The sequence below is a fragment of the Vibrio sp. T11.5 genome (assembly GCF_027587155.1).
In the GTDB taxonomy this organism is placed as follows: Bacteria; Pseudomonadota; Gammaproteobacteria; order Enterobacterales; family Vibrionaceae; genus Vibrio; species Vibrio neptunius.
In genome coordinates, this window is the sequence record NZ_JAPPTP010000013.1 from 34,631 (window position 1) to 58,588 (window position 23,958).

22 protein-coding genes are annotated in these 23,958 nt (G+C 45.5%); 15 read left to right on the forward strand and 7 right to left on the reverse strand.

All coding sequences use genetic code 11. The features are described 5' to 3' along the window. The first annotated feature begins 17 nt into the window (after positions 1-17). From OH455_RS14055 to OH455_RS14065, 3 genes are all read left to right on the forward strand, one after another. Positions 18-500: a DUF2938 domain-containing protein gene (locus tag OH455_RS14055; RefSeq protein WP_269981828.1), complete on the forward strand. Its 483-nt coding sequence runs from the start codon at positions 18-20 to the stop codon at positions 498-500. Between the two features lie 145 nt (positions 501-645). Then, a complete protein-coding gene (locus OH455_RS14060; RefSeq protein WP_269981829.1) occupies positions 646-1,026 on the forward strand; it encodes a hypothetical protein in 381 nt (126 codons plus the stop codon). Between the two features lie 17 nt (positions 1,027-1,043). Continuing rightward, positions 1,044-2,444, forward strand: a complete 1,401-nt coding sequence (locus OH455_RS14065; protein ID WP_269981830.1) for a class II fumarate hydratase — start codon at positions 1,044-1,046, stop codon at positions 2,442-2,444. Positions 2,445-2,481: 37 nt separating this feature from the next. Here OH455_RS14065 and OH455_RS14070 read toward each other — a convergent pair whose 3' ends face one another. Together OH455_RS14070 and OH455_RS14075 are read right to left on the reverse strand one after the other, a co-directional pair. Next, entirely contained in the window at positions 2,482-2,631 is a 150-nt protein-coding gene (locus OH455_RS14070; protein ID WP_171351872.1) for a hypothetical protein, read from the reverse strand. A gap of 89 nt (positions 2,632-2,720) precedes the next feature. After that, positions 2,721-3,071, reverse strand: a complete 351-nt coding sequence (locus OH455_RS14075) for a hypothetical protein (RefSeq protein ID WP_269981831.1) — start codon at positions 3,069-3,071, stop codon at positions 2,721-2,723. Positions 3,072-3,256: 185 nt separating this feature from the next. On the opposite strand from OH455_RS14075, the gene OH455_RS14080 reads away from it, so the two are divergent. From OH455_RS14080 to OH455_RS14090, 3 genes are read left to right on the forward strand one after another with little or no spacing between them, the layout of a single operon-like run. Next, positions 3,257-4,207, forward strand: a complete 951-nt coding sequence (locus tag OH455_RS14080; protein WP_269981832.1) for an HlyD family secretion protein — start codon at positions 3,257-3,259, stop codon at positions 4,205-4,207. A gap of 5 nt (positions 4,208-4,212) precedes the next feature. After that, positions 4,213-5,136 (forward strand): ABC transporter ATP-binding protein, encoded by a 924-nt coding sequence (locus OH455_RS14085; RefSeq protein ID WP_269981833.1) that lies wholly within the window; start codon positions 4,213-4,215, stop codon positions 5,134-5,136. Further along, positions 5,133-6,233 (forward strand): ABC transporter permease, encoded by a 1,101-nt coding sequence (locus OH455_RS14090; protein ID WP_269981834.1) that lies wholly within the window; start codon positions 5,133-5,135, stop codon positions 6,231-6,233. The genes OH455_RS14085 and OH455_RS14090 overlap by 4 nt, the downstream gene beginning before the upstream one ends. Before the next feature lie 37 nt (positions 6,234-6,270). Here OH455_RS14090 and OH455_RS14095 read toward each other — a convergent pair whose 3' ends face one another. Both OH455_RS14095 and OH455_RS14100 read right to left on the reverse strand, forming a co-directional pair. Further along, a complete protein-coding gene (locus tag OH455_RS14095) occupies positions 6,271-6,639 on the reverse strand; it encodes a VOC family protein (RefSeq protein ID WP_269981835.1) in 369 nt (122 codons plus the stop codon). Positions 6,640-6,718: 79 nt separating this feature from the next. Continuing rightward, positions 6,719-7,651: an endonuclease/exonuclease/phosphatase family protein gene (locus OH455_RS14100; RefSeq protein WP_269981836.1), complete on the reverse strand. Its 933-nt coding sequence runs from the start codon at positions 7,649-7,651 to the stop codon at positions 6,719-6,721. Between the two features lie 299 nt (positions 7,652-7,950). Here OH455_RS14100 and OH455_RS14105 point away from each other — a divergent pair, with 299 nt between their 5' ends. From OH455_RS14105 to OH455_RS14115, 3 genes are all read left to right on the forward strand, one after another. Continuing rightward, complete coding sequence (locus OH455_RS14105; RefSeq protein WP_269981837.1) at positions 7,951-9,879, forward strand: response regulator; 1,929 nt, start codon at positions 7,951-7,953, stop codon at positions 9,877-9,879. Between the two features lie 156 nt (positions 9,880-10,035). Then, on the forward strand, positions 10,036-10,806 hold the full coding sequence (locus tag OH455_RS14110; protein ID WP_269981838.1) for a substrate-binding periplasmic protein: 771 nt from the start codon (positions 10,036-10,038) through the stop codon (positions 10,804-10,806). A gap of 86 nt (positions 10,807-10,892) precedes the next feature. Continuing rightward, positions 10,893-11,570 (forward strand): HAD family hydrolase, encoded by a 678-nt coding sequence (locus OH455_RS14115; RefSeq protein WP_269981839.1) that lies wholly within the window; start codon positions 10,893-10,895, stop codon positions 11,568-11,570. Here OH455_RS14115 and OH455_RS14120 read toward each other — a convergent pair. Next, on the reverse strand, positions 11,539-12,081 hold the full coding sequence (locus OH455_RS14120; RefSeq protein ID WP_269981840.1) for a GNAT family N-acetyltransferase: 543 nt from the start codon (positions 12,079-12,081) through the stop codon (positions 11,539-11,541). The genes OH455_RS14115 and OH455_RS14120 overlap by 32 nt on opposite strands. A gap of 176 nt (positions 12,082-12,257) precedes the next feature. Here OH455_RS14120 and OH455_RS14125 point away from each other — a divergent pair, with 176 nt between their 5' ends. From OH455_RS14125 to OH455_RS14145, 5 genes are all read left to right on the forward strand, one after another. After that, on the forward strand, positions 12,258-13,643 hold the full coding sequence (locus tag OH455_RS14125) for an ATP-binding protein (RefSeq protein ID WP_269981841.1): 1,386 nt from the start codon (positions 12,258-12,260) through the stop codon (positions 13,641-13,643). Further along, positions 13,640-14,290, forward strand: coding sequence for a response regulator transcription factor (locus OH455_RS14130; protein WP_269981842.1), 651 nt, complete (start codon positions 13,640-13,642; stop codon positions 14,288-14,290). The genes OH455_RS14125 and OH455_RS14130 overlap by 4 nt, the downstream gene beginning before the upstream one ends. Further along, positions 14,287-15,096: a DUF2861 family protein gene (locus OH455_RS14135; protein WP_269981843.1), complete on the forward strand. Its 810-nt coding sequence runs from the start codon at positions 14,287-14,289 to the stop codon at positions 15,094-15,096. Before OH455_RS14130 ends, OH455_RS14135 begins: the two co-directional genes overlap by 4 nt. Before the next feature lie 99 nt (positions 15,097-15,195). Beyond that, entirely contained in the window at positions 15,196-17,469 is a 2,274-nt protein-coding gene (locus tag OH455_RS14140; protein ID WP_269981844.1) for a glycoside hydrolase, read from the forward strand. Positions 17,470-17,953: 484 nt separating this feature from the next. Then, on the forward strand, positions 17,954-18,589 hold the full coding sequence (locus OH455_RS14145) for a TetR/AcrR family transcriptional regulator (RefSeq protein ID WP_269981845.1): 636 nt from the start codon (positions 17,954-17,956) through the stop codon (positions 18,587-18,589). A 244-nt stretch (positions 18,590-18,833) separates the two neighbouring features. Here OH455_RS14145 and OH455_RS14150 read toward each other — a convergent pair whose 3' ends face one another. Both OH455_RS14150 and OH455_RS14155 read right to left on the reverse strand, forming a co-directional pair. Next, complete coding sequence (locus OH455_RS14150) at positions 18,834-21,959, reverse strand: efflux RND transporter permease subunit (RefSeq protein WP_269981846.1); 3,126 nt, start codon at positions 21,957-21,959, stop codon at positions 18,834-18,836. Positions 21,960-21,968: 9 nt separating this feature from the next. Continuing rightward, positions 21,969-23,114, reverse strand: a complete 1,146-nt coding sequence (locus OH455_RS14155) for an efflux RND transporter periplasmic adaptor subunit (RefSeq protein WP_269981847.1) — start codon at positions 23,112-23,114, stop codon at positions 21,969-21,971. A gap of 346 nt (positions 23,115-23,460) precedes the next feature. On the opposite strand from OH455_RS14155, the gene OH455_RS14160 reads away from it, so the two are divergent. Continuing rightward, positions 23,461-23,946, forward strand: coding sequence for an HAD family hydrolase (locus tag OH455_RS14160; RefSeq protein ID WP_269981848.1), 486 nt, complete (start codon positions 23,461-23,463; stop codon positions 23,944-23,946). The last annotated feature ends 12 nt before the right edge of the window (positions 23,947-23,958 follow it).

Genomic DNA, 23,958 nt, shown 5'->3' on the forward strand with positions numbered 1-23,958 from the left:
ACAACGAGGATATTCAAATGGAAACTCATATCTTGCTTCAAGCGACTCTGATCGGAATCGGCGCAACCGTCATCATGGACTCATGGGGAATCATGCAAAGACTGATTCTTGGCATTCCACCGCTCAATTACGGATTAGTCGCAAGGTGGATAGCTGGGATTCCAAAAGGGAAATGGATACATAAGACCATTATGAACACGCCATCGGTTTGGGGAGAAAACACCCTTGGTTGGCTACTGCACTATCTCATCGGGGTAGTTTTCGCAATCGGACATGTTTATTGGGCTGGAGAAACGTGGCTTACCTCTCCAACAGTGACAAAAGCTTGGTTGACTGGCCTGGTAACCTTAACCTTCCCTTACTTCATTGTTCAGCCTTGTCTTGGATTTGGCATCGCTGCAAGCAAAACCCCAAAACCAAGGCTAGCGAGAGCATTAAGCCTATTCACCCATACCGCCTATGGCACCGGTTTATTCCTTTCGGCACTGCTCTTATCTTGAAGCGCCGCAGTAATCGCCGTTGATATCATCAGAAAACCGCACCTGATTGTGCGCCAGCGCACTGTCTGACATCCATACAGCAAACAGGGTTGATTCGAGCACTTAAAGCGATAATAATTCTCATTACAAAAATTTTGAGGTCAGTATGGATAGCCAAAAACCGCTTTATAATGCTTTCTTTAAAGCACAAGATAGATTTGTTGATCGTTACACACCTTGTGGATTCGAACCCGATATCATTCACGACTACATACACTGGGCGATGACCTTATCTTCATTGTATGAACAAGGTACGGAGAATGAGAACCCACTACTGTGTGAACTTTACCTACGTCAGGTGTATTTTCATTTGATTGAAGCGATTGAGGATCCTGCGAGAAGCCGTACATTCCGACGGGTTTGCCTCGACGCGATCCATACTCCTCTGCTCTGTTTAAAACGCTACTACTACCAATGGGAAGATGGCGATATTAAGTTTTTAAACCTACAACAACAATTGCAGCGTATCCAAACGCCACACGACTAAGTTCAAAAGGATAACCAATGACTCAATCTTCTGCCCCGCAAGAATTCCGTGTTGAAAAAGACAGCATGGGAGAAGTGAAAGTACCCGTGAATGCCCTATATCAGGCACAAACACAACGCGCAGTCGACAACTTTCATTTCAGCAAACATACGATGCCAAACGCATTTATTCAGGCGCTGGCTTACGTTAAGCAAACGGCCGCTTTAACAAATGCTCAACTGGGTCTAATGGAAGGTGATATTGCCAATGCGATAGCCGACGCCGCGCAAACCATTATTGATGGTCAGCACCTAGAGCACTTCCCAATTGACGTTTTTCAAACTGGCTCAGGCACCAGTTCGAACATGAATGCTAATGAAGTGATTGCGACGTTAGCCAGTGATATTCTTGGTGGTGACGTAAACCCTAACGACCATGTCAACATGGGTCAAAGCAGTAACGACGTTGTTCCAACAGCGATTCAGGTCAGCGCAGCCCTCACCGTAGAAAAACAGCTTACCCCAGCGTTAAATCACTTCATTACTACGCTACAGAGTAAGCGCAATGAAATCGGCCATGTTGTGAAAACAGGCAGAACACACCTGATGGACGCCATGCCAATCACATTTGATCAAGAACTTGGCGGCTGGCAGTTCCAGCTTGAACAAGCGAAACAAGGGATTGAACAAAGCCTGATTGGCGTTAAAGCTTTGGCCCAAGGTGGTACCGCTGTCGGTACAGGTATCAATGCTGATCCAAGATTTGCTCAAGCCTTTGCAGATAACCTCTCTCAGGCAACACGTTTACAGTTCACGTCTAGCGAAAACTTCTTCTACAACTTGAGCAGTCAGGATGCCTTAGTTGCTCTTTCCGGTCAGCTCAAAACGGCTGCCGTAGCGATGATGAAAATATCGAACGATCTACGCTGGATGAATTCCGGCCCACTTGCTGGCTTGGGTGAGATTGAACTTCAAGGCCTACAACCTGGCTCTTCCATTATGCCGGGTAAGGTAAACCCAGTGATCCCTGAGGCCGCAGCCATGGCAGCCGCACAAGTCATTGGCAACGACACCACCATCACCGTAGGCGGCCAATCTGGCAACTTCCAGCTTAACGTCATGCTGCCTGTGATCGCTCACAATGTACTGGAAAGCATCGAACTGTTAGCCAACAGCGCGCTGGCTCTGGCAGACAAAGCGGTCGCGACCTTCAATGTCCGTGAAGACAACCTTCAAGTCGCATTAGCGAAAAACCCGATTCTGGTGACGGCGCTGAACCCTGTTATTGGCTATTTGAAAGCAGCTGAAGTGGCTAAGAAGGCATACAAACAAGGACGTGCTATTGTTGACGTCGCAGAAGAAGAAACTGATCTCGATCGTGCTACGCTAGAGCGTTTGCTTGACCCGGCGAAGCTGACTCAAGGTGGTGTAGCAGAATAAACCCGGTAGCACACATCCTTGTGCTGTGTGCTCTGGTTTAGATCCAAGCCAGAGTAATAAGCAAAAATGGGACAGCAATCATTGATGCCATTTTTGCCAGTGACAACATCTCGCGAAGTACAATTTCACGCTTAGGTGACATCGTGTGCTTCGCCTGATGCGCCACTATCGCTTGGGCATTGTTCATAGTTCCTCAAACATGCGCTTATGTTAGTGGAGACGCGATTCTAAAGCCTTATCTGAGGGACCGCAATGCCTATAGCCGTCAGAGTTCGGTTAAAACACCATCACGTGATCCACCATGATCTTCCCTTCACGATAAACCAAGACCATTTCAGCGACGTAATCTCCTTCAACTCGACTGAAACCTTGCTTCCAGACAAAGGCGGTTGAATCAGGGCGCTTGAACAGTGCCACCGGAACTCGGTCAGCGAACACGCCTTTTTGTGACTGATACTGTTTCACGACACGCTCGAAATAGTCCGGCTTTACGATATCGCGCAAGCGCGGGGTAAAATCCTGCACATGTTTCGCATGATTTATCTCTGTCGAAGCCTGCATTAAATTGTCCATTAGTGGATTGGCTAGTTCCCAAAGAGCTTGCTCACTCATTTGCTCAAAGTCCATTGCAACCTCTGTAATAACTGCATGAAGAAAAAGAAGAAATTATACAAAATTAATCACTAGATTAATTTTGTATGAATTAAGTTTCTGTATCTATAGTTAACCGAGAATATATCCTATTTAGACAATCAATGGTATCGCTCCGCTTAGCGACACCTTCACCTTAACTTGCTGATTTGGAGTACTTTATGAAACAGTTCTTGATCGGTTCTGTTCTGATTTCGCTGTTAACTGCCTGTACACAAGATGACTCATCTCAAGCACTTGGTACGTTGGAGAGAGACCGTGTTACCTTCACTGCAACCGCCAACGAAATCATCCGTGCGTTACCTGCGACAGAAGGATCACAAGTAAAACTAGGCGAAGTGTTGGTGCAACTTGATACCACTAGCCAAGAAGCGGTACTCGCCCGTGCAGTTGCTGAGCAATCCAAAGCAGAAGCTTACCTACTCAAATTAACCAATGGTGAACGCCCAGAAGACATTGCTGCTTCTCAAGCTCGTGTTAAACGTGCTGAAGCTCAATTAACTGAAGCCCAGAAAAATTACACCCGAAAAGCAGAGTTGGTTGAAAAACGCTTGATAAGCCAATCAGAGAAAGACACCGCACTTGCGGCACGTGACTCTGCGAAAGCGGAACTGGACTCAGCAAAGGAAGAATTTAGCAAGCTGACAGCTGGCTCACGCCTTGAAGATATCGAACAAGCAAAAGCCGAACTCGCGGCTTCTATGGCTGATGTGACTCTCCAGCAACAGAAGCTTAGCGAGCTCACCATTACCGCCACCCGTGATGGGGTGTTGGATAACTTACCTTACAATTTGGGCGAACGCGTTCCCGTCAATGGTGTGGTCGCCGTGATACAAGCAAGCCGCATCCCGTATGCGCGTGTTTATGTGCCAGCTAGCCATCGCATTAATTTCATACCGGGCAAATCCGTTTCCGTTACGGTAGATGGTGTTGAAAACCCAATCTCTGGAACCGTTCGTTGGGTTGCGAGCGAGCCCTCATTTACGCCCTATTATGCGCTCACCGAAGACGAGCGTTCTCGCTTGATGTATCTGGCGGAAGTTGACCTTGAATCCTCGGCTCAGCGACTACCATCTGGCATCCCAGCACAAATCGAATTGTCTAGAGAGTAGTGCCTATGGAATATGCGATTAAAGCAGAAAATGTGGTAAAGAGGTTTGGTGATTTCACCGCCATTAACGACATCACACTCAATGTACCCAAAGGCAGTATTTACGGCTTTCTTGGACCTAACGGCTGTGGGAAGTCCACCACCATTCGAGTGCTGACTGGTTTACTGAGCCCAAGTGAAGGTGATGTCGATGTACTGGGGCTTGAAATACCACGCCAATCTGAACTGCTGCGCCTCAAAATTGGCTACATGACGCAGAAGTTCTCCCTCTATGACGACTTAACCGTCGAGGAAAACTTAGAGTTTATCGGTCAAATATTTGGGATGGGGTCAAAGCACCTCAAGCAACGTATCAATGAACAGTTGAAAACCTACGGCTTGGACCAGCGCCGAAAACAACGTGTCGGTGGGATGAGTGGAGGCCAGAAGCAACGCCTTTCTCTCGCAGCTGCTACTATGCATCAGCCTGAGCTCTTGTTTCTTGATGAACCGACTTCAGCCGTTGACCCTGAAAACCGCCGCGAATTCTGGGAACAGCTTTTTGATCTGTCAGACCAAGGTACAACGATTCTGGTTACGACTCACTACATGGATGAGGCGGAGCGTTGCCACAGACTGGCTATCATGGAGGCAGGAAGAATTCGTGCCGATGGCGAACCAGAGCAGTTAATGGCCGATATGGGTGTCAATATTGTTGAAGTCAAAGCAGACAATTTGCGGGCACTGAAAGAATCCCTTCTTGCCAGAGAGGAAGTACGCTCTGCCGCGCAGTTAGGCATTCGACTTCGAGTGTTGATTCATCAACATATCCAAGATCCGATTGCATGGTTACGCCAGCAGTTTCCTGAGCTCAGCGAAGCGGAAATGAATCTAGCCAGACCGAGCCTAGAAGATGTGTTTGTCACCGTCACGGGAGAAGGAAGACAATGATCCAGTCTATCGCTCGCATGAAGGCGATCATGTTTAAAGAAATCCGTCAGCTTTCCCGTGACCGCATCACCTTTGGCATGGTTGTGATGATTCCCCTGATTCAGCTGCTGCTATTTGGTTTTGCGATTAACACCGATGTACGAAATATTCCTATCGGTGTTGTAGACCAAAGTCAGAGCACTGCCGGACGCGTCATAACAGAATCCGTCAAGGTCACCCAGGTGGTTGATGTCAAAGCTACATATCCGACTGCTGAAGAGGCAGAACAAGCGATTCAGAACGGTGATATACGTGCTGTTCTGATTATTCCATCTGACCTGACGCAACGAATGACCCAAGGGCGAGTACTAGGGCAATGGGTTGTCGATGGTTCCGATACCATGATCAGTTCAGCGATTCTAGCACTGCAGAATATGCCATTAACGGACTTTGATTTTGAAATCCGCCCAGAACAACAAAAGACTTTTGAAGTCGCTTTGTTCTACAACCCAAGTCGCCGTTCTGCGGTGAATATTGTGCCGGGTTTGCTTGGTGTCATTTTAACAATGACAATGATTCTGTTCACCAGTGCCGCCATTGTAAGAGAAAGAGAACGTGGCAATCTGGAACTGTTAATCACTACACCAATCCACTCATTCGAACTGATGGTCGCTAAAATCGTCCCATATATTTTTGTCGGCCTGATTCAGGTGTTCATTATTCTGGGATTAGGCCACTTCATCTTTGATGTCCCGATTAACGGAGCTATTAGCCAGATCCTTCTAGGGACACTGTTGTTTATCTCCGCAAGCCTTACTCTTGGCTTGGTGATCTCGACCATAGCGTCGACACAGCTGCAGGCGATGCAGATGACCGTCTTTATTTTGCTGCCTTCGATATTATTGTCAGGCTTTATGTTCCCGTATGAAGCGATGCCCAATGCAGCTCAATGGATTTCTGAAGCTTTACCCGCCACACACTTTATGCGCTTAATTCGCGGTATTGTACTGCGTGGCTCTGACCTAAGCGGTATGTGGCACGACACATTATGGCTGGCCTGCTTTACTGTGATTGGCCTATTGATCGCCTCGACAAGGTTCAAGAAGTCGTTGGATTAAAGGCACACGCCCCTCTAGAATGAGGGGCGTTTTTACATTACCGGATGTTTTGCGCGATTCGCCACAGCACGCCAGAAGGATCGATCAAACAAAACTCCAACATGCCCCACGGTTGTTCAATCAACTCCGTCACTTTGCACTCAAAGTCCCTTTCGACACCGGACGCCTGAACATGCTCCAACCAACCCATCGCATCCTCTACCAGTAAATGCATCATGGTGTTTTGTGCGTGTTCAACTTGATAGTAGTTCTGCAGCAGAAAAGCGGTGTGCTCTTTTCGCATGTAAGCAACGTCACCGAAGGCTGAAGCAACCTCAAAGCCCAACGCCTGATAAAATCGTTGCGAAACTTCAAAATCTTTGCTGGGAATAAAGGATTTAATTTCCGTAATCGCCAAATTTGCCATAGTTACCATCCAAAGGCTGATTAAGTTAATCGGAGGGTAACCTAGCTAAAACCTTCAAGCAACAAATTGAGAATAATAATCAATAACCAATCTCAGTTTTGACTAGAAAATGGTCTGAACCAGCAGGGTGAGGTGAACTTTGACGCTGGCAAATCTTTCTGCCTGAATTCATAGACTGTAGCCACAAGTGATCAATGGCGATCATCGAGACTGGAGGCGTATTAAAACCCTCTGACCAATTTGGCCAACTTGCCACCGGAGCTTTCTGAAAAGTCGGGAACAGTTTTGCAAAACGTAAACTGACCGCAGAGAGGTTAAAGTCCCCCAATATCATGACCTCATCGCTGGGGTAGAGTTCGACCAAGGATTCAATAGTCCTGATCAGAGCATTTCGCCGATACCACAACTCTTTGTTCCTCGGTGAAGTGGGATGGGCCACAATGAGCGTCATCGCGCTTTGATTGTGAGGATACCAAGTTCCACGAATGATGTTTTGTTGATCCGGCGTTGTAAACACTGACATATTTTTTAACGGGGAAACACTCAGTATCATCTGACTTGAAGGGTAACCTACCCCTTTTTGCCCTCCATAAAAATAAGGATAAACATCATTAAGCATTTGCAACTTATCACCAATGTCTGGTGCAACTTCTTGCATCACAACTAAATCAGCAGGTTTGGTGAGTAAGTAGTTAATAAATGCGTTAACGTCAGGGTTTTCATAGTAGAGGTTAAACTGTACTACTGAGACGGAGTTCGTGCAGCGTGCAACTAGCGTTTGATTGGACTTTGGAGCCATCAAGGCAAATGCTCCCGCCAGTACAATACATATCGCACTTGGCGCCCACTTCATTCTTAATGCAAGAATCAGTGCAAACAATAGATAGACGATTAAAAACAGACTTGGGTAAGCGACCAGGTTTTCTACCCACCAATTCGCCTCTTTTAACGACAGCCCCGCCCACAACAAAGCCGGGCTGTAAACAATCAACCAGATTTTCCAACGCCTCACTGTAAGTCCTTTTAAAGTGGAGCTTTATTTAAGTATGTACCATGTTTCACTCAATGGTGTTTTTTATTGCTTCAGCCCATCATTCGGGCAACGAACCTGATGTCAGTGACACTCAGTAGAAAACACAAACATCAAAAAAGCCTCTTTGCCGTATTCCTTTACTGTGCCGATGTGATTTCACCTCGCACTTCTCCGTGAAAAACTGAGATGGATAGTGACTTGATGTTCAAAATAGTTTCCCTAAAACCACAACGCCAGCTAGGCTATTAGTAAGCAATAATACACATAAAAAATTTGCTATGAGAAAACAACGTCAACTTGGCATCGACAAGAAACTTGTCATTGTCACCTTTTTCGTCAGCACGGCTCTGGCTTTTGCTATAGCGGGCATGAGTTTGTACGTCGATTACCGAACGGAGCAAGAAAACCTCGATAAGCAGATGTTGCAGGTCGAGGACAACTATGTGGTCAGTTTACAGAATAGCCTGTGGATGGAAGATCAAAAGCAGCTATTGACCCAAGCGAAGGGGATATTTCTATTACCTTGGGTAGACCGACTCACCATTATCGATAGCAGTAAGTCTATCATTGATCTTGGCACACCAACAAAAGGCCAAAAGATAACCAATACTTGGGATCTCACCTTTCAGCAAGGCAACAAGAGCTTCACACTCGGTCAACTGAAAATAGAAACGGATATTGGTCCCCGTTATGAGCTACTTTGGCAAAAATTTTGGCTTGTTCTTTCCTTAACTTTTGCCCAAACCCTTATCGTTGCTGCCAGCTTAATTTGGATTACCCTCAGGCTTATTACAAAACCCATTGCTAACCTCTCTTCCGCCATGGCGGACTTCGATGATGGACCCACTCCAAGTAAGTTAACGCCCCCCAAGCGGATGTTTGGTGATGAAATCAGCTTACTAATCGAAGATTATAACCATTGTGTTGAACAACTGCAGGACAACTACCAAAAAATTACCGATTGCAAACAAAAAGCGGAAATCGCGAATATAAAGAAGAGTGAGTTTTTAGCCAACATGAGCCATGAAATACGAACCCCAATGAATGGCATAGTTGGTGTGGCAGAGCTGCTGAAAGAAACCCAACCCAACGAAGTACAGCGCAATTATGTCGACATTCTACTCACCTCTTCCCATACCCTACTCGATATCATCAATGACATCCTCGATTTTTCTAAAATAGAAGCCGGCCACTTTGAATTAGATCCGACTGAATTCGACTTAAAGCTACTGATACAACAGCAAGCCAACGAGTACAGTATTAGAGCCAAACAGAAAGAGTTGTTCTTCGATTGCAACATCGATCCGGCTGTACCTCAGAAAATTGAAGCCGATTCAATACGTCTCAAACAGGTCATCAACAATCTTATCGGGAACGCGCTTAAATTCACCCAAAGGGGTTACGTCGAACTCAATTTAAAGATGTTGGAGAGTGAGTCCGGTCAGCAGCTACAGTTTGAAGTAAAAGATACGGGGGTAGGCATTGCAAAAGATAAATTGGGCTCAATCTTTAACAAATTTCAGCAAGCTGATAGCAGCATCACACGACAGTACGGAGGAACAGGTCTAGGGCTAGCAATCAGCCAGAAAATCGTTCAAATGATGGGGGGTACGCTTGAAGTAACTAGCGAAGTTAACCTCGGCAGCAGCTTCTACTTCTCGATACCAATAGTTCGAGCCGTGTTAGGGCGAAGCGCATTCACTCAACCTTCGCCCAACTTGGTTGAGTTTCCGGCCTCTTCAACTACTCAGATGAAAAAGCTGGCACCGAAATACACCACTGGTCTCAAAGTGTTAGTCGTCGAAGACACACGAGTTAACCAACAAGTGATACAAGTAATGCTGAATCTGCTCGGACTTGAAGTCGACATCGCCCAGAATGGCCAAGAAGCATGGGAATACTGTCAACACAATAAAGTGGATGCCATTTTAATGGATTGTCACATGCCGGTTATGGACGGCTACGAAGCGACACAAAAGATACGCCAACTCGAAGGTTGGGCCGCTTATGTGCCCATTATCGCCGTGACAGCCAACGTGATCAAAGAAGAACGAGAACGTTGTTTTGAAATTGGCATGAATGGTTTCTTATCCAAGCCGATAAAACCAAAGGAAATAGAACAAGCACTCATTAACTATGTTCCCGCCTATCAAAGCGCACAAAACAAAGCGAAAGTAGCCAATGGCGCGCCAGCCTCCACCAAATAATGTACGACCGCCAAGGTGACAGAGTCGGAATGCTTTTTCAACAAGGCTAAGCGCTTGCTAAAACAAGCGCCCATTCATTAATCTTTGTCAGTCAAACTACTTATTACTTAAATTGTCATCTAAATTTGAAGATAGGGCATAATAAGAGGGCGAAGTATGAGTAGACTTTTCACATCAGTATTGTTGATTATACACTCATCACTATGTCTCGCTCAGAGCAATGAACGCACCGTGACATTTGTTGTTGGAGACTGGGAACCTTACACAAGTAGCCAGAGTAATCCCGAATACAAAATGGCAGAGGATCTCGTTACCGCCGCTTACGAAACGCAGGGTTATCGGGTCACTATCGACTATCACCCTTGGAGCCGAGCCTACCGTTACGTGGAGTCAGGCAGATATGACGGAACATTCCCTTGGTTTAAAAACGATGAGCGTGAGTCCCTTTTCATCTTTTCTGAATCTCTCTTCACACAAAAAATCGTCTTTTTCTACCATATCGACAGCAACTTTGATTGGCAAAAACCTGTAGACTTAAACAACTATCATATTGGTGCCACACAAGGTTATGAGGTGACACGACTGCTCCAGTCACTGGGCGTAAACGTCGAAGTTACAAATGAAGACCAAAGCAACTTTATTAAACTTGGAAAACAGCGTATAGACGCTTACCCAGCGGCTGTTGAACGCGGTTATTACATGATGGGCACATCGCTTTCTGCGATACAGTTAAATAAGCTACGAATTCACCCTAAGCCAATTATAGAAAACGACATGTACACTATGTTCTCTAAGCACGATCATAAGCGTAGTGAACGCCTTAGTGAAGCTCTCAATTTAGGAATACAACAATTGATTCAATCTGGCGAATACCAAAAGATCATCAATGTCGAAAATCAAGTGTCTGCTTCTGGCAAGACCGACTAATAGGAATTGCTTTGAGTGAAAATAAAATGTCATAGTTACCCGTTAACCTGCACTTCGGCCGAACCAACATCATTAAGAGAGACTCCATGACCAAACCTTTGTACGTATTCGACCTAGATGAAACACTAATCAATACCGATAGTGCAATGATTTGGAATGAGTTCTTGGTCGAGAAAGGTATTGTCGATGATGCAAATTTCCTCACAGAAGATCAGCGACTGATGGCCTTGTATTCTCAGGGAAAGCTAGACATGGATGACTACCTTAAGTTCGCCATGGCCCCTATTGCCCACCTCTCTTTAGGAGAAGTTGAGAAGCTGGTCAACGAATGCGTTGATAAATGGATTGCCCCAAAGCAATTTCAACAATCTATCCCGCTGTTAGAGCAGCTCAATAAACAAGGCGTCAACACATTAATTATCTCCGCAACCGTGAGTTTTATTGTCGAAGCTGTGGCACAGCGTCTGGGCGTTGAACAATCCATGGGAATCGATTTGGTCACCGAGGGTGATCGCTACACGGCAAAAGTGTCCGGTGTTCCAAGCTATCGAGAGGGTAAGGTGACTAGACTAGAACAGTGGCTCAGTGCCAGAGACGAAACTTATTCAGAGATCCACTTTTACACCGATTCAATCAACGATCTGCCTTTGTGCGAACGCGCTGATTTCGTTTACTTGGTAAACCCATGTTCTCAGTTGAGAGCTATTGCTGAGCGCCCTAACTGGAGAGTGCTTAATTGGAACTCGCAGAAACTGCAAGATTAACAGGTTCAGTGCCACCTTTAATGGACGGCACAAAGCGGAGTCCCAACATGGTACATCCATCTTCATAGTAGCGGTCTGTGAAGACTTTAAAGCCATAGGCACCATAGTAATCTTTAAGATGCTGCTGAGAGGATATAAAAATCGAATCTTGGGGATAAATTTCTCGGATCGTACTAAAACTCAATGCCATGAGATCGTGCCCGATACCCTTTCCGCGGTGACTTTTCGCAATGATGACACGACCGATACTCACGTCCTTATCGTTGGCCTCAATAAACTGTTGCACCTCTGGGGGGTAGCCCAGTCCTTGAGGCATCAATCGGCTATAGGCTACCAGTTTATCACCATCGAACCCCATAACATGCCGAGTTTCCGGGTCAACATCCTTACCGTCCAAATCACGATAAGGTGCCTGTTGCTCGACGATAAACACATCCACTCGTAAGCGTAAACAATCATACAGTTCGTATACCGATAACTCTGAAAACGTTTTGACTCGCCACTCTAACATTCTACTTCTCCTGTTTTTTGCAGAGCTCAAGATTAATGCTCATGTCATCAACAATCATTAACCTTTGTTAAGTAAAGTCACCTCACTTTCGAACAACAGTGTTGACATAGGGGTTACAAACTCCACTGAAAAACCGCTAGAATTTCAGAGAATCCAACGCCAACACGAGTCCACCAATGCGCCAATATTACCTGGCTATGTGTTTTGTCATGCTATTTCCTCTCTGCTCTCAGGCACAGAGTGTTCAAGACAAATGGCAATCACTTTATCAACAGAGCTGGCAATCGGCGGATTTATCGGTAAGTCAACAGCAACTTAGTCGCTTTCCAGTCGAACTACTCAAGGAAAGTGCTCGCTACCCAGATTTTGCGCATTATTCTTGGCCAGAGATTGAAACGGTTTATAAGGTATCTCAGACCTGTCGTTCAGAGGGCTCTACGGCTGAACATCTCAAAGACGCGGTTGAGTTCGAATTGGCAATGTGTCGCAGTCAAAGTCTCAACCCACGGTGGTTTACCGACCGAACTCTGCGCCATCCCGCTGGCGGAAGTTTTGCTGATCGCTACCTTGCGCTGCGGCCCGATGCTGAAAAAGAGGAACTGCTGCCCTTCCTGACCATTGGTAATGTGCAACACCCTTTGCATCATGCCCTATCGCCACTTTCAGGAAAAGGACGAGAAGCCTTACTAAATGGCTATCGAGCTTGGATGGAGAAGGATAGGCTTTGGCTAAGTGGCGAGCAGGGCTGGAAATCCATACCAGCGCAAACATGGCAACCACTGGTGCGCAAGCTCAATATGACGCTTTCAGGCCCAAGCTGTACGTTGCGTTATAGCAACCTTTGTATCAGTGAGATCTCGGAAAACATTCTGGCGCTGCGTTTGTTTGTCGCTGGATTGTCCTTGCTAACACTCTTGATAGCCGCAAGAGGACTATACGCCAAACGTCGACAAAGTCGTGAAAGACGTTTCATTTTGCAGTTGCTCACACATGAATTGCGAACGCCAATCACCAGCCTTGGGTTGACGGTAGAAATGTTTCGTCATCAGTTTGATCACTTACCCAAAAGGACTCAAGAAGCCGTTTGGCGTTTAATGTCCGATCATCAACGATTAGCGCAATTGACGGAGAACAGTAAAATCTACCTGAGCACACAACGTTCTGATCAATTACTGAAACAAACGGCTTACGTTGGTGATTGGCTTGAGCATATCTGTCAAAAGCACCAGCTGGAATACCAGCTAAACCAAGATAGAGAATTAACCTTGCCTTTCTATTGGCTTTCCATTTGTTTGGATAACCTAATCAACAATGCCAAACAACACGGGCAAGGCAAGATACAGGTTAACGTCATACTGAGCCGCACTTTGGTTATTGAAGTCATGGATCAGGGCGACTTTCTTTCTCCGATGAGACGACTCCTCACACGAGCAAGGCAATCCACCAGTGGCGAAAATATGGGAATAGGTTTGAATATTGTTGAACATCTCATCAAATTAATGGGTGGAAGGTTGCGCATTCAGCGTCGCCCTACTCGTTGTACTTTGGAGTTACCGTTGTGAAAACCCTACTATTGATTGAAGACGACCTATTGCTTGGACAAGGGCTGGTGTCTTTGTTTGAATCAAACGGCTACCACTGCCTCTGGGAGCAGGAGTCTCATCGAGTTGAGCAACAATGGTTTAAAGCGGATCTTGTCATCCTCGACAGACAGCTGAGCGACGGCGACAGCTTAAGGCATTTACCACACTGGTTACTGTTAAAAGCACTACCCGTCATTATCCTCACTGCAAAAGTAGACACGTCACAGAAAGTAGAAGGCTTGATGGCAGGAGCCAAAGACTATGTCACTAAACCCTTTTCTCATGAAGAATTGTTAGCTCGAGTAGTAAGCCACCTAAGACCATTAGGAGATAGCTCATTGAGTTATGGTGGTATTGAAATCCACGTAGCCAAACGCGAAGCGAGTTTCAACAACCAAGTTATTACCTTGAAGCCGAAAGAGTTTCAGTTATTGGTCTTACTAGTGCAACATCAGGGGCGAGTGTTTCACAGAGATGAGCTGCTCAATAAAGTTTGGGGATATCAAGCATTTCCTAGCACTCGCACCATAGATAACCATGTGCTCCGCCTGCGCCAAAAGCTGCCAGTATTGAACATAGAAACCCACCGTGGGGTCGGCTACCGACTTAATGAGGCGACGTCATGATTTATCGACTGTTGTATGTGTTGTGTATTTTGTTCACTCCACCCAGCGTGTACGCAAACTGGTTTGACAACACGCCACTAGCTCGAACCTATGAAGCACTGCTCAGAAACCAATCTCAGCTCGCTTGGCAAGAGCTGCATCTCGCACTCAATCAACACAGTATCAACCATGAGTTTTGGTTACCCATAAAGCAGGAAATTATGCAGCGTTCTCAATGTGGGCGGCAACTCGTCAGCTATTCAAAACCGTTACCCGCCGATCTTAGCCTTAGTTTTGTTCGTCGTTCCGGCCTTTCCTCACAAGGATTTCAAGTTAAGTTGTCCGCTGAAAATGTCCACTCAACGCTAGAAGTTGAGCTGATATCACCCGCAAAGAAAGCCATCCTGCGGGGCTTACTTTCCTCTCAGCCAAGCTATCAGGAGATCGAAAGTAAAGAAATGCTTCAGGAACCTAAAGCAGGCATCTATCGACTAAAGCTTAATGGCAATGACTACGATTTAGTCGTCGCGATACCGAAAAATAGCCACTGGTTAACGCTAGACAACATAACTCGGCGGGTCATTATTACCCCACCTGTCGTGGTAAACAGTTGTGCCAAACCGGTTGCAAACTGGCAATGGTTTAGTCACGACTATACATTGCTCAACAAACGTACGCCAATTCAACAGTTCAACGTTCCGTTTCCTGATAAAACCCAGCAACCCAAAGGAGCCAAGCACCTCAGTGCGTCGGTCTCTATCTTTGAGTATCAACAAGGACTTAAAGTTGAATACATACAAAGACTTGCCATTCCCTTTTCACCGTAAAGGTAAGCTCGAAAGCCAGTCAATTGAGACATATGGGTGACATTTATCCTTCGATCGTGATCTCTAATGAATGTCTCTAACGACCCATAGGAATTTGTCATGCCTGCTAAACTCAACCCTTTGACCACTCTGGCTTCATTCTCTTTATTGGCGATAAGTTTCGCCGTCACAGCCCAAGATGTGATACTGAGTGACCAAGCCAATCACATCTCTATTTCTCCACAAGATTTAGGCATCCGCTGGAATAACCTCATCGTTAACAGCGCGTCGTTGCGCGTGAATGGCCAACCTCAGACAAGTTCGCAGCTTAAAGAAGAGTCATCCAATCAAGCAAATTGGATCCTACAGCCAAGCGGTCTCAAGACCTCCGCAGTGCTAAAAAACGGCGCATTGGAGCTCAGTTTCTCTGTCACTAAACAGCCACCAATCTCACGAGGCAAACCCTTAGCTTTAAGTTGGTTTGATCTCGCACAAACTCAAACGGATACGCTTTACCTACCGTTTAGTGAAGGAATGCGGATCCCGACAAACAACAAGATTTGGGCCAATTATCTGCAAGAAAACCACTCAGGAGCTAACACGACTCAAGACTTAAAAATGCCATTCTGGACGGTTCAACAAGGTGAAAAAACCATCAGTTACCAGTTAATCACCCCCACTAACAATATTCTGAGTTTCTCCAGTTCAGAGCCTAACGTTGACATGAAGGCGAAACATCAGTTCACCTCACTCAACCAAAATCAGGCCTTCAAGGTGCGTATTACAGTAGGCAACGACTGGCTGGACGGAGCGAAGGCTTACAGACAATGGCGAATTGACCACAATCTTTCATCCACTCTCGCAGATAAGGCAAAGACTAACCCTCAATTAGTGAAGTTGATTGGGGCCAGCCAAGTTTACCTGTTCGGTAAAGACATGATTAGCACAGACGATGTCAAAGACTGGTGGGGCCTTAAAAACTGGTACTTTAAACAAACCAGTCTCACTATACCTCGCTCTGCAACAACACAGCTTAAGCCGCTAAAAAAAGGGGTGGACCTGATGAATCATTATCATAAACAAGTGCTGGTCGACTCGCTGAATGCCTCTTTACACCTCATGTATTCGGCACCAGCGCCATCACAAAACAACAATGCCATTGCAGATCAATTTCAGGTGGCTCAGCAACGAAAACGCTGGCTTATCGAACAGGCTTCGCCATACCTGATCGCTCCCGATAGGTGGGGACAAGCATTATCAAGCGATATGCTCGCGAACATGAGCAAAGCCGGGCTGAGCAAACTTTGGCTCGGTTTTGACAACTGGATGCCCGCCTTTTATCAACCAAAGGTCATTGATGCCGCAAAGCGTTCAGGCTATCTGGTTGCCACTTATGATTCCTATAACACTGCCATTCCGCGAGGCTTAAACGACACATGGTTAACCGCACAGCTACCAAAATCGATGAGAGAGCAATGTGCGATTGAACAAGCAAACGGCAAAAAGAAAAAAGGATTCCGTGGGCATGGTTACTACCTAAACCCGAATTGTCAGTTAGATTATGTTAAGCAACGAGTTAAGGACATTGTTAAATATGGTCGATTTAACAGTTTGTTTCTTGATGTCGATGCCACAGCCATGGCAAGAGAAGACTATCGAGATCATAGTAGTGAAAGCGCTATGTTAAATGCCTTCAATCAAAGAATGGATTGGATTGCCGAACAAAATGATGTGGTACTTGGATCAGAAGATGGGAATAGCCTCACCACTACCGGAATCGCTTTTGCTCATGGCCTTGAAACAGTAGGTTTTGGCTGGACTGATAAAGAAATGAAACATGATCGCCACTCACCTTACTTTCTCGGACGCTGGTATCCAGATCATAAGCCAGAGTTCTTTTTTAAGCGTGCTCAAGTAAAAGAACCCTATAAAACGTTACTGTTTATGCCACAGTTCAGGGTGCCTCTTTATCAAACCGTCTTTCATGACGAAGTGATCAATAGCCACCACTGGCACAGTGACAGCTTAAAGTTCACCAATGTTCAGGCAGAGCGTGATTTGACTTCCATGCTTTACAATACGCCACCAATGGTTCATCTGGCACGAGATGAGGCAAGCGAACCGAATAGCCCGAGACTTGCAGCACTTGTACACTATCAGCAGGGTTACAAACCAATCCATGAACAATTGTGGGACAAACAGCTCTTGGACTTTAAATGGCTAGATGAGTCAGGCCAAATTCAGCAAACCGTGTTTAGTGACGGCAGTACTATTACCGCTAATTTTGGCCCCAAAAGCATCAACTTGTCAGAGATCAAAATATCACCCTATTCCATAGTGGCAAAACTGAGCAATGGCCGTCAGGTCAATTGGCAAGCAAATGCGAATCAATAAATCCAGAGCGGTGTATACCGCTCTCGTTTATCCACAAAGAGACTCAATTGAGGCACACAGCAACCAATAGCGCCCCTTGATATCGTGCAAAGTTACTCTCTATTTGTTGCACGAAATTTTCATAAATGAAATTTATATTTTCATATTTAACATTTAAACAAAAATAACATTAGTGTTACTTTAAACGACGTTGGTTACACTGATACAAAGTCATTCTAAAGACAACGAATACTTTATAACAGTTTGGATATGGACATTTTGACCAACAATCTCCAAACTAAAAAATTTAAATTGTTGCCCTTGTTTGCCCGCACAGTATGCCCACTGTGCGGGTATTTTCTTTCCGTACCACGCTACACGTTTAACTCGCTCACAATAATCAATGAATTAATCACATGATTAAATAGTGTTGAATTTTTTAACTATCTAGTCCCAGAACATCGCTCTATAATTAATCACCTGTTTAATATCTAAGGCATTAATCGTGGCTGAATCATTCAGAAAAGCGGGCCGTCCGAGTACAAAAATCGATGCGCGAGCCAAGCTTATCCAGCACTCTAGAGAACTCTTTACAATGATGGCTTATGACAAAGTCTCGACCCGATTAGTGGCTAAGCGAGCAGAGGTGAACGTCGCGATGATTCGATACTACTTCGGTAGCAAAGAAGGGCTGTTTGAGACCATGTTGCGTGAAACACTTGATCCGATGAAGCAACAACTCAGAGCACTGGCTGCCGATAGCAATCAGAAAAACTTCCTCGATCTGATGCGCACCTATTATAGGGAAATGGTCAAAATACCCCAGTTTCCTAGATTAGTCGCACAAGTCATGAATATGCCACCGTCCGAAACACAGCGAAAACTACTGGAAAAAGTCTTCGACGACATCGCTCAGCCGATGCAGAACGTCGTCTTCGACCAATTGGCTGACAGCGGTGTACTACGTAAAGACGTTGATCCGACCTTATGTCGCGTTTCTTACGTTAGCTTAATGGTCTTTCCCTTTATTGCTCCGCAAGCCTTACTCAATATCCACGGTATTGAACTCAGTGAAGAGTTCTTAAACCGTCTGTTCGAGCACAATATCCAACTCATGACACAAGGCTTTCTGCAAACGTAAAACACAGCGGATTGGTTTGATGACACCCTCCCCAAAGCCACACTTTGCGCAGTCGTTTCTATTTAGACTTTTTTGCAACAAACATTTGGTAGCCGGCTTGCTGTGCCAGTTGAAAAATTCGATAAATGCTTCACCCTTATATTGATATCAACACTATAAACTTTGAAGCTCTAGACAGATCAACAAAGAAAACTAGCCTAGGTCATATATAAGAAAAGGGGCTTAATTGCCCCTTGTGTCTGAATTATGGTTCAACAACCTCGGCTGTCGAGCGGCGAGTCAGTTTCTGTTTTATCCAGCGGAAGATGCCCTTAATGTCATCCAGCATCAGGTACAAGCAAGGAACGAGTACTAACGTTAATAAGGTAGCAAACAACACGGCAAAACCTAAAGCAACTGCCATTGGAATGACGAATCTTGCCTGCAAACTCGTTTCAAACATAATGGGTAAAACGCCAACGAACGTAGTGATTGAAGTCAGTGTAATAGCACGGAACCTTGCACAACCGGCTTCAATCACAGCCTCCTTAATTGCCACCCCACGGGCACGCACATGATTGACGTAATCCGTCATGACTAACGAGTCATTCACCACGACCCCAGCCGCCGCGATTAGGCCGAAGGTAGACATCATACTAAGGTCCAAACCAAACCAATAATGTCCCCAGATTGCACCCGTGAGGCTAAACGGGATGACGGACATGATGATAAGTGGTTGGGTATAACTCTTCAGCGGCACGGCCAATAAGATATAGACGATGATCATCCCTGCAACAAAGAAGATTTTTTGCTCATCTTGCTGAGCTTGTTGTTCTTCAATCGTGCCACCCAGCTCGCTTGTCACACCTGGGTAATCTCCTAGGATGTCTGGAATAATCTGCTCATGGATTCTACTAATCACCTCGTTTGGTTCTACCAACTCTTCGTCAATAGAACCATAAACATAGACGCTACGGTAGCCTCCTTCACGACGAATACTGCTTACCCCTGGTTTCTGGTTAATGTTGACGACATCCCCCAGCATCACTTTCTTGCCTTCCGGGGTAGTGATCACCGCATAGCGCAACGAAGCAAATGCTTCTCTGGTCAGCTTAGGGTAACGAACCATCACTTTGATCTCTTCACCATCACGCAGCACACGTTGTGCCTCGCCGCCATAGAAGCTTCCGCCAACTTGTAATGCAATATCAGAAAGGTTAAGCCCCAAATCATAGGCAACTGGTGCCAGAGACAACAAAACTTCCTGACTGCCAGAATCAATAGAAGACGAGATATCAAATAACCCTTCCTGCTGCTTGAGTTCAAGGATCAATGTCCTTCCCGCAGCGTTGAGTGTCTCGATATCGGCACCGTATAAAAGGAAACCGAACTCATCGCCTTTCCCATCATCGTTAACATTGTCTGCAATAGTCAGCATTTTCAGACCGGGTATCACGGGCAACGATTCACGCCAGCGACGAGCCAGCTCAAACGTATTAAAAGGACGAAGTTCTTCATCCACTAGTGGGATCACCAAACGACCTTCTTTACGTCCCTGATTAAACGTCAGAACGTCCCTAATCATGTTCTGACCGGTCTGCTTCTCCGTTTCCTCATCAATTCTTAGCACCGTACTCTCAATCAGCTTCAAGGCGTCAATAGTCTGTGCACTTGACACATTATCGTTCATCACAAGCTTAATGCTTGGGAAGTCATGTGGTACTTTCGGCGATGGTATGATTCTCACATAGTTCGCCATAACCAAAGCTATACTGATCACAAGCAACGCTGAGAATCCAGCAAATACGCTCCAGCGCCAGTAAGTACAAGCGGTAACAAAGCGCTTGTACGGGCCATGAACAAAACTAAAGAAACGCTGGTTGAACCTATCTCGCCAACTTCCCTTTTTAATCGGCTTAAAGTGCGAATGTGCCAGATGTGACGGCAATATCAGTTTGGACTCAATCAAGCTAAAGATGAGGCAGAGAATGACAATTGCTGCAATACCAAAGAAGAAGGCACGTTCAATGCCCTTAGACATCAAAAACGGCGCGAATACGGCAATCGTAGTAAGGACGCCAAACGTAGCTGGCGTTGCTACGCGCCTAACACCACGTACCACATTATCAACTCCGCCGCCGCTTTTCTCGATCTCAGAATAAGCACTCTCACCGATGACAATAGCGTCATCAACGACTATGCCTAACACCATAATGAAAGCGAACAGGGAGACAATATTGATACTGACACCAATCGCTGGCATTAACATCACCGCCCCGAGGAAACAGACAGGCAAACCTATCATTACCCACATTGCCAGTTTGACGCGCAAGAAAAGGCTGAGCATTAATGCAACCAAAACAGCACCTTGCAGCAGGTTTTTCAGCATCATATCGAGGCGTGCATTGAGGTAATAGGTCATGTCGACCAAAGTTTTGATCTTCAAGTCTGATGGCAATTGCGCATTCTTTTGTTCAATGTAAGACTTCACTGATTCAGCAACCGTCACCATATTTTGGTCTTTCGTCGCTTTTACAGAAAGGTAAATGGCATTGTCACCAGAATACTTGAAGTATCGGTCATCCTCTGTAAAGCCATCTTTAATAGTGGCGATATCCTGAAGCAATACCTTTCCGCCATTCGCTCCGATTTTGACAGGGATATCGCGAAACTCATCACCGTTGTAGTACTGATTTTCGATACGAACCGATATCATCCCTGTATTCGTTCTCACCTCTCCTGCTGAGTAGTTCGCGGAATAACGCTGGATCGCTTGTGTGATATCGTTAAGCGTTAGGTTATATTTGCGCAGTATCTGCGGCTCAACTTCAATCGCAATTTCATAGTCCGGCGCACTAAGCTCGACCAAAGCGACATTTTGTAGCTGCAGCAGTTCATCTTCGATCTGCTTGGCTATCGGCTTGAGCTCTAGAAGCGAGCGATTACCAACCAACGCCATTTCAATCACATCCTGGCGAAATTCAAACTGATAAACCTGAATAGGCTCCATTGCAGCGGGAAAATTAGAGACCGAGTCCACCTTCTGTTTGACCTTATCCAGCACGTCGTCAACATCTTGATCAACATCCACCTCTATCTCTATCGCTCCACTGCCTCGAGATGCCGTCGTTACTGCCTTTTTGATCCCTGTAACATCTTTGAGCGACTCTTCGAGTTTGATGAGAATACTCTCTTCGACTTCCTGTGGAGACGCGCCTGGGTACTGAGCACTCACATTGATGTAGTTAACTTCAATATTGGGAAACATTTGACGTTGAATAAAGAAAAAGCTGACCGTTCCGACAATCAGCACAAACACCATAAGAAGGTTGGCAGCAACTGGATTGTGAGCAAAGTAAGCAATGAGCCCTTTTTGTTTTGAATCGTCCATGTGTCGTCCTTATTGCTCAGAGTCTGTTGGAACGACAGCGACTTCAACTTGCATCCCTTTTTGCGGATACTCAGGAACGGTTAACACGATCTGATCCTCGTCCGTCAAGCCTTCACTGATGAGCATAAATTCTTTCTCTGCTCGCAGAACATTGACCGTACGGGGTTCTAGTTCATTGTTCTCGTTGACTACCCATACCTGTCGATTGTTCACCAACTCTTGTGGCAAGCGGTAAATGTGCTTTAGTTCCTTACCAACAAATTGCACTTCAACATAGGAACCAAACTGGAGTGGAGAAGCATCGGCATTAATCGCATATGGGTCATCAATACCAATGACCATATTGATCATTCGAGTCGTGCTATCAACAACGCCAAGGTCACGTTTAATCACCCCCTCACGTTGAATGTCTACAATCCCTCGCTGAATCACATTGGCAGAAAGACCAGCGTATTGCTGCGGTAAAAAGGCACTATCAAATCCAGCAATGGGAATATGTATTTCAGCCGCTTCAATATTGTTTAACGTCGCCACATGCGCTCCAGCTGAAATGTACTGGCCAACACCAATATCCCTCGCTACGACCAAAGCATCATAGGGTGCAACTATTTTGCAATTTTCAAGATCTCGATTGGCGCGCTTGAGCGCAGCCTGTGCAGATTTCACCTGAGCCATGGCACTTAGTACCTGAGGTTTGCGCAAATAAAGGTCCGTCACCTGCTTAGCTGGCAGGTTTTTCGCCTGTCGTTTAGCCACCTCCGCTTTGGCTTTTTCTTCAATCAGCGCAGCTCGGGCACTCGCCAAGTCAGCCTCTGCTTGAAGTACTGCGGCTTGATAGTTGTCACTTTCAATTGTGAATAGGGTTTCGCCCCTTTTCACCACACCACCAGCAACAAAGTTCGGATGCCAATCAATGACCTCACCTGAAACCTGAGCTGAGAGCTGAGTCACTTCTACAGGTATCAGTTCACCATGACTAATGATAAGCACCTTGTGATCACTTGAGTGAACGGTTGAGACTGTAACAGTCAGAGGTTTCTTGTCAGGTTTCTGATCAGCATCTTCGGGAGCACTCGACGCAATCGCGGCATAGCCAGCGTAAGCGCTTCCAAGAATAACGAACGGAAGCAACCAACGTAACGGCTTAATGTTCATAAATAATCCTTATTAGAATGACAGCCTATTATTCTTACCTGATCATTGAAGTCAGGTACTATGTTATACGTGTAAGCACTAGCTTTGACATCATGGAGGTACGAAATATCCATAATATTAATGGCTTTTATTGATAGCCACATTCAGCTAGCCAACACTGAGGTAAAAAATGGTCAGCAAAGAGAATGCCAAGATAATAAGCACATAAATACATAGCCTTAGAAAGAACAGCGGCGGAAATTAATACTATAGGCAAGGTAAATACATCCACATTTCGGCGAAATTTACCTCTAGAGTGATAACCATCGATGGGAAATCACGAGGTCACAACGTCACGGAGAGAGCAATGAACAAAATCTATCTATTTGATTGGGGCAATACGTTGATGGTCGATTTTCCTGATCAACAAGGGAAAATGTACTTGTGGCCGAATGTTAAAGCAGTGAAAAACGCGGAATGTACGCTCAAAGCACTTAGCCTTCAGTATCCGATCTACGTAGCGACCAGTGCGCAAGATTCATCGGAACAAGACATACAGCAAGCATTTCAAAGAGTGGGGTTGGATCCGTATATAAACGGTTACTTCTGTAAAGCGAATTTAGGGTTGGATAAAAACAGGGCAGAGTTTTACCTTGAGATAGCGAAAACTCTATGTCATCCACCACAGCAACTAGTCATGGTTGGTGATGCGCTTGAAAAAGACATTTATCCAGCCAACGAAGCTGGGTTGCAAACCATCTGGTACAACCCAAATAAGCGCCCAGTAGCAGAAAACATTGACAGTATTCAGGACTTGAAGGAACTGTTAAATGATGATCTAGACCGAACCTGATACCAAACCATT